General features: G+C 38.7%; 19 protein-coding genes. 7 read left to right on the top strand and 12 right to left on the bottom strand.

From position 1 onward, the window contains the following. The first annotated feature begins 64 nt into the window (after window positions 1-64). Window positions 65-1,675 carry a PTS sugar transporter gene (locus EV146_RS18785; protein ID WP_132009428.1) on the top strand — a complete coding sequence of 537 codons (1,611 nt, stop codon included), beginning with the start codon at window positions 65-67 and terminating at the stop codon, window positions 1,673-1,675. Between the two features lie 65 nt (window positions 1,676-1,740). On the opposite strand, the gene EV146_RS27635 is transcribed toward EV146_RS18785, so the two are convergent. Then, window positions 1,741-1,917: a hypothetical protein gene (locus EV146_RS27635; protein ID WP_181215933.1), complete on the bottom strand. Its 177-nt coding sequence runs from the start codon at window positions 1,915-1,917 to the stop codon at window positions 1,741-1,743. A 184-nt stretch (window positions 1,918-2,101) separates the two neighbouring features. On the opposite strand from EV146_RS27635, the gene EV146_RS18780 reads away from it, so the two are divergent. Together EV146_RS18780 and EV146_RS28195 are read left to right on the top strand one after the other, a co-directional pair. Further along, window positions 2,102-2,584 (top strand): glutathione peroxidase, encoded by a 483-nt coding sequence (locus tag EV146_RS18780; RefSeq protein WP_132009425.1) that lies wholly within the window; start codon window positions 2,102-2,104, stop codon window positions 2,582-2,584. Between the two features lie 197 nt (window positions 2,585-2,781). Continuing rightward, window positions 2,782-2,904 carry a hypothetical protein gene (locus EV146_RS28195; protein WP_277873225.1) on the top strand — a complete coding sequence of 41 codons (123 nt, stop codon included), beginning with the start codon at window positions 2,782-2,784 and terminating at the stop codon, window positions 2,902-2,904. 189 nt (window positions 2,905-3,093) lie between these two features. On the opposite strand, the gene EV146_RS18775 is transcribed toward EV146_RS28195, so the two are convergent. Next, a complete protein-coding gene (locus EV146_RS18775) occupies window positions 3,094-3,849 on the bottom strand; it encodes a class I SAM-dependent methyltransferase (RefSeq protein ID WP_132009422.1) in 756 nt (251 codons plus the stop codon). A gap of 131 nt (window positions 3,850-3,980) precedes the next feature. After that, complete coding sequence (locus EV146_RS18770) at window positions 3,981-4,193, bottom strand: hypothetical protein (RefSeq protein WP_132009419.1); 213 nt, start codon at window positions 4,191-4,193, stop codon at window positions 3,981-3,983. A gap of 339 nt (window positions 4,194-4,532) precedes the next feature. Here EV146_RS18770 and EV146_RS27145 point away from each other — a divergent pair, with 339 nt between their 5' ends. Next, window positions 4,533-4,694: a hypothetical protein gene (locus tag EV146_RS27145; RefSeq protein WP_158287137.1), complete on the top strand. Its 162-nt coding sequence runs from the start codon at window positions 4,533-4,535 to the stop codon at window positions 4,692-4,694. Between the two features lie 229 nt (window positions 4,695-4,923). Here the strand turns inward: EV146_RS27145 and EV146_RS18765 are convergent, their stop codons facing one another. Next, on the bottom strand, window positions 4,924-5,808 hold the full coding sequence (locus tag EV146_RS18765) for an AraC family transcriptional regulator (RefSeq protein WP_132009416.1): 885 nt from the start codon (window positions 5,806-5,808) through the stop codon (window positions 4,924-4,926). Window positions 5,809-6,078: 270 nt separating this feature from the next. Here EV146_RS18765 and EV146_RS18760 point away from each other — a divergent pair, with 270 nt between their 5' ends. Continuing rightward, on the top strand, window positions 6,079-6,354 hold the full coding sequence (locus EV146_RS18760; RefSeq protein ID WP_132009413.1) for an Atu4866 domain-containing protein: 276 nt from the start codon (window positions 6,079-6,081) through the stop codon (window positions 6,352-6,354). After that, window positions 6,354-7,085, top strand: a complete 732-nt coding sequence (locus EV146_RS18755; protein ID WP_132009737.1) for an SDR family oxidoreductase — start codon at window positions 6,354-6,356, stop codon at window positions 7,083-7,085. The genes EV146_RS18760 and EV146_RS18755 overlap by 1 nt, the downstream gene beginning before the upstream one ends. A 245-nt stretch (window positions 7,086-7,330) precedes the next feature. Here the strand turns inward: EV146_RS18755 and EV146_RS27630 are convergent, their stop codons facing one another. The 6 genes from EV146_RS27630 to EV146_RS27140 all read right to left on the bottom strand — a co-directional run bounded on the left by EV146_RS27630 (window position 7,331) and on the right by EV146_RS27140 (window position 11,501). Beyond that, on the bottom strand, window positions 7,331-7,480 hold the full coding sequence (locus tag EV146_RS27630; protein WP_181215932.1) for a hypothetical protein: 150 nt from the start codon (window positions 7,478-7,480) through the stop codon (window positions 7,331-7,333). A 517-nt stretch (window positions 7,481-7,997) separates the two neighbouring features. Continuing rightward, window positions 7,998-8,534 carry a sugar O-acetyltransferase gene (locus EV146_RS18750; protein ID WP_132009410.1) on the bottom strand — a complete coding sequence of 179 codons (537 nt, stop codon included), beginning with the start codon at window positions 8,532-8,534 and terminating at the stop codon, window positions 7,998-8,000. Window positions 8,535-8,819: 285 nt separating this feature from the next. Continuing rightward, window positions 8,820-9,389: a DUF2812 domain-containing protein gene (locus EV146_RS18745; RefSeq protein WP_132009407.1), complete on the bottom strand. Its 570-nt coding sequence runs from the start codon at window positions 9,387-9,389 to the stop codon at window positions 8,820-8,822. Next, the gene (locus EV146_RS18740) at window positions 9,376-9,693 is read right to left on the bottom strand and encodes a PadR family transcriptional regulator (protein ID WP_121613583.1); all 318 of its coding nucleotides are present in this window, start codon (window positions 9,691-9,693) and stop codon (window positions 9,376-9,378) included. The genes EV146_RS18745 and EV146_RS18740 overlap by 14 nt, the downstream gene beginning before the upstream one ends. 370 nt (window positions 9,694-10,063) lie before the next feature. Further along, the gene (locus EV146_RS18735; protein WP_132009404.1) at window positions 10,064-10,879 is read right to left on the bottom strand and encodes a lipid II flippase Amj family protein; all 816 of its coding nucleotides are present in this window, start codon (window positions 10,877-10,879) and stop codon (window positions 10,064-10,066) included. A gap of 451 nt (window positions 10,880-11,330) precedes the next feature. Continuing rightward, window positions 11,331-11,501: a hypothetical protein gene (locus tag EV146_RS27140; protein ID WP_158287136.1), complete on the bottom strand. Its 171-nt coding sequence runs from the start codon at window positions 11,499-11,501 to the stop codon at window positions 11,331-11,333. Between the two features lie 536 nt (window positions 11,502-12,037). Between EV146_RS27140 and EV146_RS18730 the strand changes: the two genes are divergently transcribed. Continuing rightward, entirely contained in the window at window positions 12,038-12,325 is a 288-nt protein-coding gene (locus EV146_RS18730) for a CotD family spore coat protein (protein WP_132009401.1), read from the top strand. A gap of 571 nt (window positions 12,326-12,896) precedes the next feature. On the opposite strand, the gene EV146_RS18725 is transcribed toward EV146_RS18730, so the two are convergent. Together EV146_RS18725 and EV146_RS18720 are read right to left on the bottom strand one after the other, a co-directional pair. Further along, window positions 12,897-13,259 carry a DUF3147 family protein gene (locus EV146_RS18725; RefSeq protein ID WP_241993959.1) on the bottom strand — a complete coding sequence of 121 codons (363 nt, stop codon included), beginning with the start codon at window positions 13,257-13,259 and terminating at the stop codon, window positions 12,897-12,899. 14 nt (window positions 13,260-13,273) lie between these two features. Beyond that, window positions 13,274-13,630 (bottom strand): DUF3147 family protein, encoded by a 357-nt coding sequence (locus tag EV146_RS18720; RefSeq protein WP_121613590.1) that lies wholly within the window; start codon window positions 13,628-13,630, stop codon window positions 13,274-13,276. Window positions 13,631-13,741 lie beyond the last annotated feature (111 nt).

Raw genomic sequence — 13,741 nt, 5'->3', positions numbered from 1 at the left:
CCTATAATTCCGTTAAAACTTTTCATTAAATTGTATAAATATTAAATTAAGGAAGGAAGATTTCATGGTAAAGAAAGTTGCAATTCTTGGAAGCAGCGGCGGCAACCTTTATTTTTTGGGAGGCAAAGACCCTGACAGACTTTTGGACGAGCTTCTATTGCAAACTGAAGCCGCTGGTATGGTTTGTACTTCTCTCCAGTTTATCGCCGCAAAGGCCTCAATGGATTCAGCCAAAGACGATACCCCCGCAGAGCTTTATAGTTGGAATGAAGATATGGCGAAACCCCTGGTCATAGCACAGGGAACTTTGGCCGAAGTAAATGAAGCTGCCGTCCTGCTTGATGCTGATATTGCCGCAAAGATAACAAATGGAGACATTGATGCCCTTATTTTTATGAGTGCGGATCCAGCAGGAACGAATCGTAAGGCAGTTGAAGCAGCAGCAATAAAGAAAATACCTGCAACTGGAACAGGCGGAACCTCCATGGCAGCTGTTAGTGCTAAAGGAGTAAATGTGATTTCGACCTCTGGCACCACAGGAACCACCAACCGGACCCGGGCTGTGACCTTTTTGACATCATTGAGCAAGCATTTTGGACTTTCCTACAAACCTGTTATCGGCAAACCAGATACCTCCGGCCAGAAAGATCAATTAAATTCACGGCCCTATCAGCGAATCAACATCAGGGGCATGATGCTTTCCTCGCTTCCAGGTTTCATTGCAATGGCTTTGATTTTAGCTTTGAGCAAGATACCTGTTTTCACAGGACTTGGAGATGTTTTTGATCTAATGATTAACGCACTCCCTGTCATTCTGGCAGTAGTTGCTGCAAAACAAGTTGCGGATCTTGATAATGTATCAATTGTTGCTGGGGTAATTGCAGGTGTCCTGTCTGTTAAAGGCGGAATTATTGGTGGGATTATTGGCGGGATCCTTGCCGGGCTTTTGGTCCATTACATATTCAGGAAATGTGTTGAATGGCGGTTTCCAGCTACAACGGTAAATATTGCAGCGGGTGGAATCGCCGGATTGATCTCCGGCTTGGCAGTCTTTTTTGTCATTTCTCCTATTGCCTTGCAACTCGGTGAAGGCATTCGTTCTTTACTCGATTTTCTAGTATCCTACAACTCGACCATTGCTGGTTTAATTGCTGGGCTTTTAATATGGCCGGCAATCATTGGCGGAGTCTACCATGCTGCAATTTTGCCAATCGTCCTTTTGGAAATGGAGCGTACAGGAAACAGCTTTCTTGGTGCGGTCGACATGGCGGGTTTAGTCATGGTATCCGCTGGAATCACGCTCGCTAATATTGTTTCTCCAAGAGATAAAGGGGAAGCTGCTGTTGCTGTTCCTGGATTCGCCATAAATATGGGGTTTGGAACCTTTGTAGAAGCGGCCTATCCATTTATGTTTTCTAATAAGTTAATATTTGCCGGAGCAATCATATCATCCGGTTTAGGAGGGCTGCTGGTTGGATTTTTTGATGTTCGCGGGACAGCCTATGTTCCCTCGTTCATGGCTCCACTTTTATCCAATAATATGACCGGTTTTATCATTGCGATGGCAGGAAGTTTGCTCTGTTCCTTCTTCATTACACTTACCCTAAATAAACTATCTGGAAATAACAAAAGCAAAGAAAGTTTGAAAAATCAACAGAATGAACTGGCCGGTTAACAACACAGGAGAGGAATTCAGTTCGCAACTGGGTTTCTCTCTTTTTTCATTCTACTGTCCTTTTATTACAATCCATCGAAAATAGATCGGCCTAAAAACCGGACCAGCCAGAACAGCAGACGGAACGGGAGGAGAATCAATTCTGGAATCCAGAAAATCACTTCAAATAATAAGTCCCAAAAATGATAGGTGCCTTCTTGTTTCTTTTTCCTTCTCTTCTCTGCACGTTTCCTGCTTAACATGATGGAACTCCCCCTGACTCCCTTGTTATAAAATATATACGCTGCGATATGGCCTGTGGTTTCACTCTTTCACCTTGGTTTTGGGCAGCTTCATATAAAAAGATACCTTTCCAGGAGGGATATCTTGTTTAAAAATCCGGTTTGATCTACGATAGGAAGTAAGAGATTCAAGGAGGTAGCCACAATGGAAAACATTTACGATTTCAAGGTAAAGAAGGCTGATGGCAGGGAACAGTCTTTGAAGGACTATCAAGGAAAGGCTTTACTGATTGTCAATACGGCAAGTAAGTGCGGATTGACCCCGCAATTCAAAGGACTTCAGGAAATGTATGAAAAATACCAGGGCAAGGGCTTCGAGATTTTAGGCTTCCCTTGTGATCAATTCAACAACCAGGAATTTGAAAACATCGATGAGACAACCAGTTTTTGCCAGATGAATTACGGCGTGACCTTTCCCATGTTTGCCAAAATCGATGTAAATGGCGGGAATGCCGATCCCTTATTTGTCTTTTTAAAGGAACAGAAAAAAGGACTGCTGTCAAAAAATATCAAATGGAATTTCACCAAATTTTTAATTGATCAAAATGGACAGGTCATCGAGCGGTACGCCCCCACAACTGAACCGGATAAAATTGAGGGTGATTTGCAAAAGATACTGGAACAATAAACAAGCAGTCTCTCACGTTTATTACTGATTGCAGGCGATTTATCCCTGATTGTATGGGCTTTATTCCTAATAGGTGGGTTATTTTTACAAGGCCGTTTTCGAATTGTTGCTATTTTGACCAAACTCTTAGAAGGTGCTAAAATACGGCCACAGGAAGGTTTAGAATGTGGAAAGACGCTTAGGCCAATTTCTCGGATTTGCCAAAACACGAGCAGCAGAAGCTGTTTGACCTTATAAAAGAAGAGTTCTTCTCTGATGTGAATGAGGAGATGAAAGATGCGTTCACATCTATTACAGTCAGATATTTGCGTGCGGTGTAATAACAGCCACTTCCAAAAGGAAGCGGCTTTACCAGTTATTGAACAAAGCACCTATTGTTTAAATGTATTGGTTCACAATCTTAGCTTTTAATCCCATTCTTATTTTCAGTTAATTACAGGAATGCTTTCCCGTTTGTTTAAAAGAAAAAAGCATCTCTTCTTAAAGAAATGCCCCATTGGTTAATCAATTTATTTTTTTACCTTAAAAACGATAAAGTCCGCACATCTAAAATCTTCTTCAAAAGACGGATATTTTTTAAGCATCTCCGTTGATGGCTTTGGCTCCACAATACTTTCTAACACAAAACCTGTTTTAATCAGAGTGTTGATATAGCTTGTTAATGTTCTATGGAAGAAAAACATCTTCTCCTTCTTACCTAAACATTGTTCATAAGCACCTTCGTAAAAATATTTATCTACATTCCAGTGTAACTTTTCACCACTCTCTGTTTTCTCCCAACCACATTCTGGTGTGACGAAACAAGGATGCAGTATTGAAAAAATGAAACAGCCTCCATCTACTAATAAGCGATACATTTCTGAAAATGCTTTTTCATAATTTGCAAGGTCTTGAATAACCATATTCGACACTATTAAATCGAAACTTTTATCTTCTAAAATATTTAACTCCTCACAATTGCCTTGTTTATAATCAATTATCAAATCTTTCGAAGTTCTTTCTTTAGCAATTTCTATCATTCTTGGAGAATAGTCCACTGCTGTCACGGCAGCACCTGATCTGGATAAAATCCTGCTTAAATACCCCTCTCCACATCCAGCATCTAAGACCTTTTTATTTTTTACGCTCTCCATTAGTGAAAATAAAGCGGGATTTAAAAAGACTTCTTTATGTAGGTCTCCTTGTTCGGTATGGTTCTTTGAATATGTATCTGCAAAGGAATCCCATCTTTTAATGGCTTCTTCAGTACCTGCATTTTTTATCACACTTCATCCCTCCAATTTCGTTAACTAAAAAACCCCTTCCGGTTACTTCTAAAACCTTTATAATTCAATAAGGGTTTCTACAAAAAGGGCGGTTACTCCTTTCTGGATCAACGCCAATCGTTTCATTGTATTTATCGTTTTTTCTTTTCTCGAACACAAAAAATTTTGATCTTTATTACGTCATTCTCATAATAAAATTCTCTTTGGCTTACCATGTATCCCCAACCATCTACCAATAGAGTGTCACCTTCACTCGGAATAAACTGATCTCCAATAGATATTATTGGACTTTGGAAAACGTTTCTCTCTTCTGCTATATCGTAATACGTTATTTCTGTTTTCATCTAAACACCTCCTGAAACTAAATACGTTTAAATATTCAAAAGGTTTCTGTAAATTTCTATTCCCTTGTTATTAAAGGAATGCTGCTCCGTTCGTATTATAAGGTCAGCCAGATATTTCTGGTTTTCCATTTTTTATATGGTTTTATCATTACGGTAGCCGGGGTAGACCGTACCTGCCCGTGGGAGGAGGATCCCGTTAGCTAAACTGTTCACCCCCTATTTCCTTAAACATATTTGGCTGGTTGGGTCAATGATCTCGTATAACAAGCGAAGCTATGAAACTGCAAGACGGACTAGGGGCTGCCGGCAAATTGATAAATTATTGGAGGAGATAAAAGAATGAATCCTGTTGTTGGACTGGATGTGGCCAAAGGCGAAAGCCAGGTACAGGCGTTCTTGGATAAGAAAAAACCTTATAAACCAAGCTTTAGCCCCACAAAAAAAATTGCAGCAGCAACCCCATTTTTAATTCTTGCCTCCGTTAGCTCTATAACCGGATAAATATTCAATCAAAATTTATGTAACCTTGTTGCTCCTGGATCAACGCCCCTTTATTTCGGTTTCACAATACTAAAAGGAAGTAGCCCCCAGTTCCATTCCGCATACCAAGGTAGTTACTCCTCTTAAAGATGGCAGTGTAATATGAATATTTATCATTCTGTTTAAAGCCTCGTCCATCCTTTTATGTGTGAAATGCGTGCGGCCAGTTCAGAATCCTCTACGTATTCTTTTAATGGAACATTTTCCGCAGACGCCGTATGTCTTTGATTGGGGACAGGCCGAACCTGCGGCTGTATTCCCGGCTGAAATGCGATGGACTTTCATACCCTACCTGGAACGCCGCCTCAGCCGCTTCCATGTTTTCCGCTAAAAGCAATCGGCGCGCTTCCTGCAGGCGGAGCTGCTTCTGGTACTGATTAGGACTCATGCCTGTGACTTCCTTGAAATGATGGTAAAAGGAGGACGCGCTCATTCTGGCTTCTTTCGCCAATTCTTCCACCTTTAAGGACTGAGCGAATTCCCGGTTCAGCATTCCAATGACCTTTGCAATCCTCTGTCCCTGACTGCCTGCAAGTGCAAAATGCTTCATGGAATCATTCTCATCATTCTGTAGAATGCGGTAAACAATTTCACGCTTGAAACTGGAGGCAAGGACTGGAATATCCTTTGGAGCTTCCAGGAGCCTGATCAATCGCAACACCGCTTCCAGAAGCGAGTCATCCACCCGGCTGATTACCAGACCGCGGCTTGGAGAACGGTCTGGAGTGACTTGATTCGATGATTGAATGACCTCGAAAATCATGTTCATATCAAGCTGCAGATTGACGCATAAATAAGGCTCTTCCGGCGAAGCCGTTACAACCTGTCCAGTGATCGGCAAATGAACGGATGCAGTCAAATAACTGGCCGAATCGTATGTATAGCTTTCTTTCCCGAGCATAACTACTTTTGAGCCTTGGGCCACAATACATAAGGATGGTTCATAAACAGAGTACAAAGGTTCAGAAACCTTAGAAGCACGAACAAACCGCAAGCCTGGTATAGACGTATCATGCGTTCCATCTATGGTTACTGTACTATCCAGTAACTTTGCTAATTCCTTGATTCTATCCATAAACAACCCTCCGCATTTTCCAATAACTGTTTATTACTCTCTTGTTCTCTATCCTATCTTTTGTTGGAGGATTAGGCAATAATCATGTACCTTCCGGCTACCCCCCTCTATCCGCAACACTTCATAATTAATTTATGGTCAGCACTTCAATTTGGAGGTTAGATATTGATTAAGTTTCTGTTAGCAGCATTTTGTTTTATCCTATTTCCCAGTCCAACCTGCCAAGATTGTAGTGCCAGTCCTCTTTTAATTGTGAAAGGAGATGGAGAAATGAAAAGAGAATATGTAAATCCCCATCCATATGCAGGCATGTGGGTGACAGCTGACGGCTATATTCGACATGAGCTGCTCGCGAACGGAAGATATGACGAAGCCCGCGGTAACCACAAAAGCGCCTATCAAGGAAGGTATATGGTCACAGGCAATCATATCGAATATATCGATGATACAGGGTTTACAGCTGACGGTGATTTTATCAACGGTGTACTGTACCATGCTGGTATGGTGCTCTATCGAGAAGACCTTAGGGAAGGGAGAAATGAATGATGTCTGTACTAAATGGAAAAGTGGTTGTGATTACAGGGGCAAGCAGCGGAATTGGTGAATCAACAGCCCGGCTTCTCGCAAGCCTGGGCGCACATGTTGTGATCGGGGCAAGACGTGTGGAAAGACTAGAGTCATTGGCATCTGACATTCAAGGGGATGGCGGTTCTGTAGTCATTCAACAGCTCGACGTGACAGAACTAGAACAGATGCAGGCAATTATAAGTGCAGCGCAAAGTCGTTTTGGAAGAGTTGACGCCATTATAAACAATGCAGGGGTGATGCCGCTCTCTTCGCTGGAAGCATTAAAAATTGAGGAATGGAACCGGATGATTGATGTCAACATACGCGGTGTCCTCCATGGCATTGCCACAGGTCTTCCGGTCATGAAAAAACAAGGTTTTGGACATTTCATCAACATCGCATCCATCGGCGCCTACGAAGTGACCCCGACAGCAGCTGTCTACTGCGCGACCAAATATGCCGTACGTGCAATAACGGACGGATTGCGGCAAGAGACTGTAGGCCTAGGGATCCGTGTGACCCTTGTGTCGCCAGGAGTAACGGAATCAGAACTAGCTGAGAGCATTACCGACAACCAGGCTAGAGAATTCATGAAGGAATACCGACGTAACGCTCTGCCAGCTACGGCTATTGCCCGTGCGATCGTCTATGCACTTGAACAGCCTGTTCATGTCGATGTAAGTGAACTGGTCATTAAACCTGCAATGTAATCGAAACAAAGAGATATCAGGAGTGCAATGAAAAAAATATAGCTTTCTCCGTTCACGAATTAATTCCTGAGAATTCATCGTTGTTCTGAGAGAAGAATTTTATGTAGTAAAATACCCTCACATCCTCACACGATAGGGACTTGAGGGTATTCTTATCTTTTTATTCAGCTACCTAAGCCTTGAAAAAAGAACTCCGAATAAGAAAAACATGGGGAGATTTTAGTCTTCCTATGTTTTCATTCATATTATTTATCTGTTTGTTCTTGCTTCTTTTTCAAATACTCCGCACGTATTTTTTCAAGTTGCTGCTTTTTATCAAATTTGGCAGGTTTGCGTTTTTCATGATACTTTGTCACAGCTACCTTACCTTTGGTATCCAATTGATATTTTCCCACTTTGTTCACCTACTTTACTTGTCCTTAAAGAGAATCTATTCACCAAATATAATATACCTTATTTTACTGAAATAAACCTTATTACTTTATTAGTGTACTGCTAACTTTTTGCATATATCAGTAAAACCATTAAAAACTTAATAAAGTAATTTATCGCCAAATGGTATGCCATTCATTGCTATACTATAAAATGCCATGACACTCCGCAAAAGCCTCAATAATTCTATTTCTTGTTTGTTCAGCTCTCTTCTAAAGGCCCAATTGTTCGGTAAATAAGGATTTAAAATATTAAAACAATCTAAGTCTACTCCATCTTTTAAATGGTTCTTAATGCTAATAACCATTACGTTCTCGATGATTTCAAATTTAGGTTTCTGAGGGGAAATTTTGTTTTTTTTACAAAGTCTTTTTACTACTTGTTTAAAAAAATCTACATAAGGGGGTCAATCCTTTCTGAATCAACGCACCTGTTTGTTTAAGCACAAAATTTTCACAATCTTTCTTATTTGATAAGAATTTATATATTTTTCAATATCTTTGCTGGGTTTCCAGCCACTATTGTATTAGCAGGAACATCTTTTGTAACGACAGAACCAGCAGCAACAATTGAATTATCGCCAATAGTGACGCCAGCCAAAATTACACAACTTCCACCAATCCAAACATCGTTACCAATTGTAATCGGTATTCCATAACCACTTTTATTCCTGTCTTTGGGTTCGATTGAGTGACCAGCTGTATATATTCCAACATTGGGACCAATCATACAATTGTCACCAATCTTTACTTCTGCCATATCTAATATCGTACAGTTGTAACCAGCATAGAAGTTGTCGCCAACGTAAATGTTGTATCCCAAGTCACAATGAAAATTATGTTCAATACTTGGTTTTCCTCCTACACATCCAAACAATTCCTTTATAATTTCCCCTTTTCTTTTGTCATCTTCGACGGGACAAGTGTTAAATTCTTGAACCAGTTTATGGGCACGGATATTTTTCTTCCTCAGTTCCTTCGTACCTCTTTCGTAATGAATTTTCTTTCTAGCCTCCATATCTAATCCCCTTTCTCAGTTATTTTCAAAATACCACATTTTCTTCAAGTATCCTCCCGTTTGTTCAATAAGGTAATTACACAAAAAGTGCGATAATCCTTCTTCAATCTACGAACCCTTTATTTTAAGCTGCATCAATTCAAAATCCTTTTTAACCTCAAAAAACTCAATCCCTTAAATGTGTTATCCATTCAAAAAGAGGCTTTTTATTAAAAAAAGCGCCCGACTGTGGTAGATACCTTATCTTCTTTGGATTAAAAAAAGTTCATACTTAATCTCCTCGTATTATTCTTCTTTTAACATTGAATACTTTCGATAAGCTTTATAGAAACTGCTACCAAAGAAAACAACCATAAGGGCGGGAAGCAACCTCAGAAGTACAAATGGAGTTTCAAATAAAAATGCTTTCCAAAATAATGCACCCTTCATACTCCAAAGACCTTCAGTTAAATATAAACCTGAATCCTTGTAAAGCATATATGAGAAAGACAATAACAGTAAACCTAGACCAGATGAATAACCCATCAATCTTTTATAATAATTACCCTTTGATTGGCGATCCGAGAAGATTTCATTTTGATCATCATCCTCTTTTTGCCAATATCGAATTCCAACAAGCCAGGAGCCATTTATATAAATCCAACCGAAGTCCTCATATATCCCTTTGTAATCTTTGAACTTTTTCTTTGATAAATAATCTTGATAATCCAGTCGCATCACATATCTCTTGTCGGTTTTTTCAAAAGTGTATATTCCTAATCCACTAATATTTGTACAACGATAGCCTTTTTGTAATTGTTCGTTCAGCCATTGCTCCTCTTTTTCAATATCAAAAAAGATCTTAAATTTCTTCATTCGATTCACTTCCTTCGTACAGGGATAAAATATGCAATAACCTGTTTTGTTCCATTTTCAAAATGGCGCTTCCTTCCGCAGTTATCATATAAACTTTTCTCCGACCCGACTCTCCAACAGGTTCAATCCAACCATGTTTACTCAAGTTTTCAATCGCACCGTATAATGTACCAGCTGCTAAAATAACAGTACCGTTACTTATCTTTTCTATCTTCTGCATTACAGCATAGCCATGGAGTGGCTCACGCAGAGCTAATAAAATATAATGCATGGTTTCAGACAACGGTAATAATTTATGTTTCATATCCTCACCTCTATTCAGTTCGGCTATATAGTTCAACTTAATAACAATATAATGCAGTTCAACTGAATAGTCAACAACATTTTCCCAAAATTAGTCAAAGGAACTTAAAGTATAAAGCTTGATAACAAGGGAAGAGTCAATCTAAAAAGTCGCTTTCCTACGTCAGGGAAAGCGACTTTTGGTATAGTCTTATTCGATTAAATGGACCCATTGTTGAACATAAGTTAAACATATATCTTCAACCAGCCACATTTGTTAAAGAGTGCTCTTTCACAAATTTAGAAGTAAGTTTATTGGAAGAGCATATTAACAATAAAAAGAGTTGTAGAGCAACTCCTTGTTGAACACTAGCTCATGTTATTTAGCAAAATTAAATCATCTTAGCAAACCAAGCTACATAATATGCCGCAGGGATAAAAATAAGTTGAGCCACAATTGTACCCACAAATTTAGAACTAACCATGGTCAAAGAGTAGCTTTTTAAGTAAATATAATCAGTTTGATTTTTCATTACTCTATCTGCTAATACCGAAGCTTTAGGGTCAATAAACAATGTTAGTAAAATAGTTGCTATACCATTTATGATTCCAGATGACATTAACGCAGCCTGAGCATAACCCTTAGGAACAATCATTGATGCATAAATGGATGATAGTACTCCAATAGTAAAAACAGCAGAAATGATAACATTTATCAAAAAGAGCCGCTTTGGAATGGTTTTTAACGTAATACCCTTTAAATATGAATATCTTGGCAGCCTAATACACTTTACTATTTTTCTAATGCCATTTCGATTGAACTGATTAACAAACAGTGCAATTATTGAACCCCGTTGATTTGAAAGTTGAATAATGGCTCTTGAAAAGATATTAATAAATGTCGGAAAAAGCAGAATCCCCAACAACACTCCTATTGAAGTTACTCCGATTAAAATCCTATATTGTTCCTCTATGTAATGTAATTTGTTTGTATCGGGTGCTTCTGCTATAAGTTTTGCAGTAAGAGGTTGTTGAAACATCGTAGAAAACCTTGAGACCACTACCAGCGTACTAAACAAAGATAATGCAGTGGCAATTAATTTTACCCTTGCTCCTGAAATCCTTGTTGAATAAGCTAATGTCTCAACCATTGTGATTACCAATAAAAATAGTGATATTATTATGACCTTACCTGTAATTAGCTCCATACAAAAACTCCTTATTTATATTACTTGTATTATAAAGTAATTTGGAATTATTAGGAATAAGCCACAATTATAATTATTTTTATCAGCACTAATTGAACTAACCGATTTAATTCCCAAACATTGTTGAAACATTTTTAACATGCATACGCATGTGTTATTAAGCGACATATTACAAAACAATGTATTATTCATCATTGGTTTGATCTTATTTGTTGGTATTATTATATTTAGCTTAGTTTATTCTAAGTGTGGAATTCGACTTAAAAAGGGATAAAATAAAAGAGATGCAACTTGGCTACCGAATAACCCCGTTTTAACATTGTCTTTCTTAAGCTTACCTTCCCCTTTAGTCCATTCCTTCAAGAACCGGCTGTACTCTACCGATTCTTGAAGGAATGGACCCATGAGTTGAAGAATGTCCTTATCCCACCCTTTTGTTCGATATGCATTTTTATCTTAAAGGTAATTTATATTTCTTTATTTTCATTAATTTACTACCAATTATTATGAAAAATATAGCCCATAATTTTATAATCAAGTTTTCAATAAAAACATCATCAACTGTAATGACCCCAATGAAAACACCTAAGAAAATAAATAATAATCCCAATAATCCTTTCATAGAGTCCGCTCCCTCTTAATCGAATATCTTACCAATCTATTTAAAATTTCCTTCACAATTTTGGGTCATTCGCAACTATTCATTTAAGCAGGTAACTCCTTGACTATTTTTACATTCGGCTTCAGAACTACAACCATATCAGGCTTACTAAACAAGTAGTACAATCGTTCATTTCAAATATCTTGATACTACCGGGCAAATTCATTTAACCGGAAAACAATGAAATAACCGTAATGACCCAGAATAAAAAAATATGAGAAGAAGAGGATTAGAGAAATAATTGGAATAAATTTCTCTCCCGTTTTCAAACAAAATTAGATAATTATACCATCCTTCTTTAGTATAGCAATTTCCTATCCCTCTTAGGGAGTATTTTTTTGTAGCTCCTTCAACTGGTAAAATTAATTCGCAATCTACCGAGTCTTCTATTGTCAAGTAGCATATTTTTTTGCAAATAGTTCTTTTACTCAATCAAAAATCGTTTTAGTGAATAGTTTAATATACGGAGAAAATTACTACGCAAAGGAGGGATAATTATGAGGAAGAGAGGAAAGGTAACTTGTTCTTGTGGTTTATGTAAGGATAAAAAAGTAGAGACGGAGTATTCTCCTGTTAAAAAGATTGTAAAAACAACGACAAATAACCGTACTATTAGACGTGTTCATCCTACTCACATTGAAAATATAGAAAAAAATATCATTAGAGTTGAAAATTATTATCCAGTAACAGAATCCAATGTGAGTGAAACTATAGTTGAAGAATACAATTGTGGTAGTGATTTAAATAATCCATGTTGTGAACTTATAAAGAGGTATAAGAAGTAACTTTTTAGTAAACGCCCCAATAAAGGGGCGTTTTTTGGCATGAATCAGTTCTATTGTTTTATTATTCAACTAATTTCCGTTTATGTAATAACAGAACACATTACGGTTCAATGTATCATTATTTCGTACGATCTATTATGCTTAATAGAAAAAATAGAAGAATATATGAATAGTTACTTACAACCATTCATATAAAATTTATTAAAACGCCTCTGTAGCTCTAGAAGGGAAGAGCGCCGGAAAACAGTGTAGAACCGGGTCGCAAGGCAAGGGTTTCAGAAGCACCGAAAAGCAAATTAGCTGAGACAGGTGAAATTCCTGTCGGTGAGATTCCGTAGGGAAGCGTGTTCTCCCCTAGCCTATGCTTACGAAAGGAGTGCGGGTTCGAATCCCGTCAGAGGCTTATAAACAGCGAAACCTATTAAACTAGCCTCCCGTTGTTGATGAAAAAATTTTATTTAATGATAGCACAAGTATAGTAAATCCCTTTTGTATGGTTAGCAACAATCCTACGAAAACAGCCTTTTACAAAAACAAAAGGAAGAACCCAATATCCCAGGCTCCTTCCTTTTCATATCCCATTGTGATTCAGCTGCCGTTCTCTGAGAGCAGATACCGTAATCGAACTTCCCAGCCACAATACTACTCCCATCAGGATGCTGAACAGCCAGTTATGGCTAAGCAGCAATACCGTCCAGACCGTTGCGACACAAACAAATCCTCCGATCATTCCATAGACGGATCCATTTGCAATTTTAGCGGCATTTAAGGATCCGGACGCAATCCCCATCATTAATACTGCCGTGATCATGACAGCTGGAAATGCGGCAAATATGCCGGCAAGGAGTCTCCACGGGGATATCACGGTTACCATATAGCTCATCATGACGGCAGCACCGCCCAATAGAAAACGGATCAGCAAATCTTTCATCATTTAAACGCCCCTTCCTAATGTGTGATCAGTACAGCTACGATTGACAGTGCAAACCAAAATCCGATTGCGTTCACTAGACCCCGTTTCCAGCCCAGCTTAGGCAGGAGCTGTCCTGCAAGAATGGCAACCAAAATATTGATGCTCATCCCGACGATTGCCCCTTTCGATAAGAGAATCGAGTGAGAGATCAGCTCGTTTCCGCCAAAATCAAGGCTAGCTGTCAGTAAAGCTGCTAAATAAACGGCAGGAAAAGCGGCAAAGATTCCGCCTGCTTTCTCTCCCAATTTCCGGGCTACAACCGTTGAGACAACAACAGCGCCTCCTCCTAAAAGGAATCGAATAAGCAAGGCACTAAAAGAGAGTTCGGCCATTTTCCTTTCACCCCATATGCTGGTTTATAATTATTATTTGTGAACACATTCACAATTCTATGAATACATTCATTTTACCGTAAAACCCCCGCTTCTCCTGTGAACATTGTA

The sequence above is a fragment of the Mesobacillus foraminis genome (genome assembly GCF_004340465.1).
GTDB lineage: Bacteria > Bacillota > Bacilli > Bacillales > Cytobacillaceae > Mesobacillus_B > Mesobacillus_B foraminis.
This window is presented reverse-complemented; position numbering and strand designations above follow the sequence as displayed.

What these genes read in the sequence shown, in the direction of transcription:
- EV146_RS27140 (WP_158287136.1), bottom strand. Translation starts at nt 11,501, where the DNA reads ATGAAAGGATTATTGGGATTATTATTTATTTTCTTAGGTGTTTTCATT.
- EV146_RS18765 (WP_132009416.1), bottom strand. Translation starts at nt 5,808, where the DNA reads ATGGATAGAATCAAGGAATTAGCAAAGTTACTGGATAGTACAGTAACC.
- EV146_RS18760 (WP_132009413.1), top strand. Translation starts at nt 6,079, where the DNA reads ATGAAAAGAGAATATGTAAATCCCCATCCATATGCAGGCATGTGGGTG.
- EV146_RS18755 (WP_132009737.1), top strand. Translation starts at nt 6,354, where the DNA reads ATGTCTGTACTAAATGGAAAAGTGGTTGTGATTACAGGGGCAAGCAGC.
- EV146_RS18770 (WP_132009419.1), bottom strand. Translation starts at nt 4,193, where the DNA reads ATGAAAACAGAAATAACGTATTACGATATAGCAGAAGAGAGAAACGTT.
- EV146_RS18780 (WP_132009425.1), top strand. Translation starts at nt 2,102, where the DNA reads ATGGAAAACATTTACGATTTCAAGGTAAAGAAGGCTGATGGCAGGGAA.
- EV146_RS18740 (WP_121613583.1), bottom strand. Translation starts at nt 9,693, where the DNA reads ATGAAACATAAATTATTACCGTTGTCTGAAACCATGCATTATATTTTA.
- EV146_RS27635 (WP_181215933.1), bottom strand. Translation starts at nt 1,917, where the DNA reads ATGTTAAGCAGGAAACGTGCAGAGAAGAGAAGGAAAAAGAAACAAGAA.
- EV146_RS18750 (WP_132009410.1), bottom strand. Translation starts at nt 8,534, where the DNA reads ATGGAGGCTAGAAAGAAAATTCATTACGAAAGAGGTACGAAGGAACTG.
- EV146_RS18725 (WP_241993959.1), bottom strand. Translation starts at nt 13,259, where the DNA reads ATGATGAAAGATTTGCTGATCCGTTTTCTATTGGGCGGTGCTGCCGTC.
- EV146_RS18720 (WP_121613590.1), bottom strand. Translation starts at nt 13,630, where the DNA reads ATGGCCGAACTCTCTTTTAGTGCCTTGCTTATTCGATTCCTTTTAGGA.
- EV146_RS18785 (WP_132009428.1), top strand. Translation starts at nt 65, where the DNA reads ATGGTAAAGAAAGTTGCAATTCTTGGAAGCAGCGGCGGCAACCTTTAT.
- EV146_RS18745 (WP_132009407.1), bottom strand. Translation starts at nt 9,389, where the DNA reads ATGAAGAAATTTAAGATCTTTTTTGATATTGAAAAAGAGGAGCAATGG.
- EV146_RS27145 (WP_158287137.1), top strand. Translation starts at nt 4,533, where the DNA reads ATGAATCCTGTTGTTGGACTGGATGTGGCCAAAGGCGAAAGCCAGGTA.
- EV146_RS18730 (WP_132009401.1), top strand. Translation starts at nt 12,038, where the DNA reads ATGAGGAAGAGAGGAAAGGTAACTTGTTCTTGTGGTTTATGTAAGGAT.
- EV146_RS18735 (WP_132009404.1), bottom strand. Translation starts at nt 10,879, where the DNA reads ATGGAGCTAATTACAGGTAAGGTCATAATAATATCACTATTTTTATTG.